General features: G+C 69.0%; 3 protein-coding genes and 1 pseudogene. 1 reads left to right on the plus strand and 3 read right to left on the minus strand.

The annotated features are described in order from the left end of the window. Positions 1–316: pseudogene (locus VFM98_RS10780) on the minus strand (methylmalonyl Co-A mutase-associated GTPase MeaB); the annotation flags it as partial. A 124-nt stretch (positions 317–440) separates the two neighbouring features. Continuing rightward, positions 441–2603: a methylmalonyl-CoA mutase gene (gene scpA, locus VFM98_RS10785; protein WP_325109925.1), complete on the minus strand. Its 2163-nt coding sequence runs from the start codon at positions 2601–2603 to the stop codon at positions 441–443. 100 nt (positions 2604–2703) lie between these two features. On the opposite strand from scpA, the gene VFM98_RS10790 reads away from it, so the two are divergent. Continuing rightward, entirely contained in the window at positions 2704–3339 is a 636-nt protein-coding gene (locus tag VFM98_RS10790) for a GntR family transcriptional regulator (protein WP_325109926.1), read from the plus strand. Here the strand turns inward: VFM98_RS10790 and VFM98_RS10795 are convergent. Next, a partial coding sequence (locus tag VFM98_RS10795; protein ID WP_325109927.1) for a response regulator occupies positions 3336–3809 on the minus strand: 474 nt, incomplete at its 5' end. The two genes, VFM98_RS10790 and VFM98_RS10795, sit on opposite strands and share 4 nt — an antisense overlap.

The following is a 3809-nucleotide window of genomic DNA, read 5'->3' on the forward strand; positions in this document are numbered from 1 at the left end:
CCATCCGCGTCTTGTCGCCCAGGATCGAGCCGCCGGAGACGCTGGAGGAAGGATCGATCGCCAGCACCGCCACGCGATGCCCCTGCGCGATCAGCGCCAGGCCGAGGGCCTCGATGAAGGTGCTCTTGCCCACGCCCGGCACGCCGCTGATGCCCAGGCGCAGGGAGTGGCCCGTGTGCGGCAGCAGTTCGGTGAGCAGCGCATCGGCCTGCCCGCGGTGGTCGGCGCGGGTCGATTCCAGCAGCGTGATCGCCTTGGCGATGGCGCGGCGCTGCTGCGGGCCGGGGCCGGCGAGAATGGAGGACTTCAGGTCCATGATTCCTGCTCCTCCCCCCTCCGGGGGGAGGTCGGGAGGGGGGCACGCAGGGCGCGCATTTCGGGGCTGGAGCGCCCCCACCCCCACCCTCCCCCAGCGGGGGAGGGAGACATGCAAACCGCGCTCACGACCGCGCCGTCGCCTGCTTGATCTGCTCCAGCACGTCCTTCGCGCTGGCGGGGATCGGGGTGCCGGGGCCGTAGATGCCCTTGACGCCGGCGTTGTACAGGTACTCGTAGTCCTGCTGCGGGATGACGCCGCCCACGAACACCACGATGTCGTCGGCGCCCTGCTTCTCCAGCTCCGCGATGATGGCCGGCACCAGGGTCTTGTGGCCGGCCGCCAGCGTGCTGATGCCCACCGCGTGCACGTCGTTCTCGATCGCCTGGCGCGCGCACTCCTCGGGCGTCTGGAACAGGGGCCCCATGTCGACGTCGAAGCCGAGGTCGGCGAAGGCGGTGGCGACCACCTTGGCGCCGCGGTCGTCGCCGTCCTGCCCCAGCTTGGCGATCATCACGCGCGGCCGCCGGCCCTCGGCCTCGGCGAAGCGGGCGATCTCGGACTTGAGGCTTTCCCACCCTTCGGCGGAGTCGTAGGCTGCTGCGTACACGCCGGTCACCTTTTGCGTATCGGCGCGATGGCGCCCGAAGACTTTCTCGAGCGCATCGCTCACCTCGCCCACCGTGGCGCGCAGGCGGATGGCCTGGATGCCCAGGTCCAGCAGGTTGCCCTGGCCGGTGCGCGCGGCCGTGGTCAGCGCCTCCAGCGCCGCATGCACCTTGCCCCCATCGCGGGTGGACCGGATCTGCTTGAGGCGCGCGATCTGCTGCTCGCGCACCTTGACATTGTCGACCTCGAGGATCTCGATCTGATCCTCCTTGGCCAGCTTGTACTTGTTGACGCCGACGATCACGTCCTTGCCGGCGTCGATGCGGGCCTGCTTCTCCGCCGCCGCGGCCTCGATCTTCAGCTTGGCCCAGCCCGAGTCCACGGCGCGCGTCATGCCGCCCATGGCCTCGACTTCCTCGATGATCTTCCAGGCCGCGTCGGCCATGTCCTGGGTCAGCTTCTCCATCATGTAGCTGCCGGCCCAGGGGTCGATCACGTTGGTGATGTGCGTCTCCTCCTGGATGATCAGCTGGGTGTTGCGGGCGATGCGGGCGCTGAACTCGGTGGGCAGCGCGATCGCCTCGTCGAAGCTGTTGGTGTGCAGCGACTGCGTGCCGCCGAACACCGCGGCCATCGCCTCGATGGCGGTGCGCACGATGTTGTTGTACGGGTCCTGCTCGGTGAGCGACCAGCCGGAGGTCTGGCAGTGCGTGCGCAGCATCAGGCTCTTGGGGTTCTTCGCGCCGAAGCCCTGCATGATGCGGCACCACAGCAGGCGCGCCGCGCGCATCTTGGCGATCTCGAGATAGAAGTTCATCCCGATCGCCCAGAAGAAGGACAGGCGCCCGGCGAACTCGTCGACGTCCAGGCCCTTGGCCAGTGCCGTCTTCACGTACTCCTTGCCGTCCGCCAGCGTGAAGGCGAGTTCCAGCGCCTGGTTGGCCCCCGCCTCCTGCATGTGGTAGCCGGAGATCGAGATCGAGTTGAACTTCGGCATGTTGCGCGCCGTGTACTCGATGATGTCGCCCACGATCCGCATCGAGGGCTCCGGCGGGTAGATGTAGGTGTTGCGGACCATGAACTCCTTGAGGATGTCGTTCTGGATGGTTCCGCTCAACTTGTCCTGGGAGACGCCCTGCTCCTCCGCCGCCACCACGTAGCCGGCCAGCACCGGCAGCACGGCGCCGTTCATGGTCATGGAGACCGAGACCTTGTCCAGCGGGATGCCGTCGAACAGGGTCTTCATGTCCTCCACCGAGTCCACCGCCACGCCGGCCTTGCCGACGTCGCCCACCACGCGCGGATGGTCGCTGTCGTAGCCGCGATGGGTGGCGAGGTCGAAGGCCACGCTCACGCCCTGGCCGCCGGCCGCGAGGCCCTTGCGGTAGAAGGCGTTCGACTCCTCCGCGGTGGAGAAGCCGGCGTACTGGCGGATCGTCCAGGGCCGCGCCGCATACATGGTGGCCTGCGGCCCGCGCAGGAAGGGCGCGAAGCCGGGCAGCGTGTCGGCGTGCGCGAGCCCCTGCAGGTCCTGCGCGGTGTACAGCGGCTTGACGGCGATGCCGTCGGGCGTGATCCAGTTGAGCGCCTCGACGTTGCCGCCGGGGGCGGACCTGGCGGCGGCTTTCTTCCACTCCTCCAGGGAGACGGGCTTGAATTCGGGCTGGGCGGGGGTCATCGGATGGTCCTGTGGGGCCGTGGCTTTTTCACACGGTCGGGGGATCTTACATGATTCATAATTATTGATAAGGAATTTTTTGCGACCTAGAATCCGGCGCATGACTGCCGCCGCCCTCGCCCCCCGCGCCCTCTACGAGGAGGTGGCGGAGCTGTTGCGCCAGCGCATTTTCCGCCGCGAACTGGAGCCCGGAAGCTGGATCGACGAGGTGAAGCTGGCGCAGGAATACGGCATCAGCCGCACGCCGCTGCGCGAGGCGCTGAAGGTGCTGGCCGCCGAAGGCCTGGTGACGATGAAGGTGCGCCGCGGCGCCTACGTCACCGAAGTGTCGGAGCGCGACCTCGACGAGGTCTACCACCTGCTCGCGCTGCTGGAGAGCGACGCGGCGGCCGTGGTGGCCGAGCGCGCCACCGACGCCGAGCGCAAGGAGCTGCAGAAGCTGCACCGCGAGCTCGAAGGCGCCCTGGACAACCGCGAGCGCTTCTTCGCGCTCAACGAGCGCTTCCACATGCGCCTGCTGGAGCTGGCCAACAACCGCTGGCGCAACCAGATGGTGGCCGACCTGCGCAAGGTGATGAAGCTGCACCGCCACAACTCGCTGCTGAAGTCGGGCCGCATCGAGGAATCGCTGGCGGAGCATCGCGCCGTGATGGAAGCGATCGAGCAACGCGACCCCGAGGCCGCTCGCGAGCGGATGCAGCGGCATTTCAGGAGCGGGCTGGAGGCGGCGGCTTAGGCCGGCCGGGCCACCGGCTCCACGCTCGCGATCATCTCCACCAGCGCGTCGCAGCGCGCGCGCAGTTCCGCCAGTTCGCCCTCGTGCGCGACCTGCTCCACCTCCAGGCTGGCGCGGCTCGCGTCCTTGAAGCCGTACATGGCCAGGCTGCCGGCCAGCTTGTGGGCCGTGACGCGCACCGTCTCGCGCTCGCCCTCGCGCGCCGCGTCCACCAGGGTCTGGGCCAGCTTGCGGCGCGAGGACAGGAATTCGGGCATCAGGTGCATCAGCCCCGGTTCGACCCACACCCGGCCCGGCGGCGCCGCCGGCGGGGCGACGCCTTCGCCGCCGAGCGACAACGGCACCGGCGAAGACACCGCGTGCACCACCGACGGATCTTCGCGCCGCAGCACGGCCAGCACTTCCTCGCGCGAGGCGGGCTTGGCGAGGTACAGGTCGAAGCCGGCCTCCACGCAGGCCTTGCGGGTGGC

The organism is Ramlibacter sp., from assembly GCF_035706265.1.
Classification (GTDB): Bacteria; Pseudomonadota; Gammaproteobacteria; order Burkholderiales; family Burkholderiaceae_C; genus Ramlibacter.

Bases quoted from the DNA above. Each gene is read 5' to 3' on its own strand.
- VFM98_RS10790 (WP_325109926.1), top strand. From the start codon at position 2,704: ATGACTGCCGCCGCCCTCGCCCCCCGCGCCCTCTACGAGGAGGTGGCG.
- scpA (WP_325109925.1), bottom strand. From the start codon at position 2,603: ATGACCCCCGCCCAGCCCGAATTCAAGCCCGTCTCCCTGGAGGAGTGG.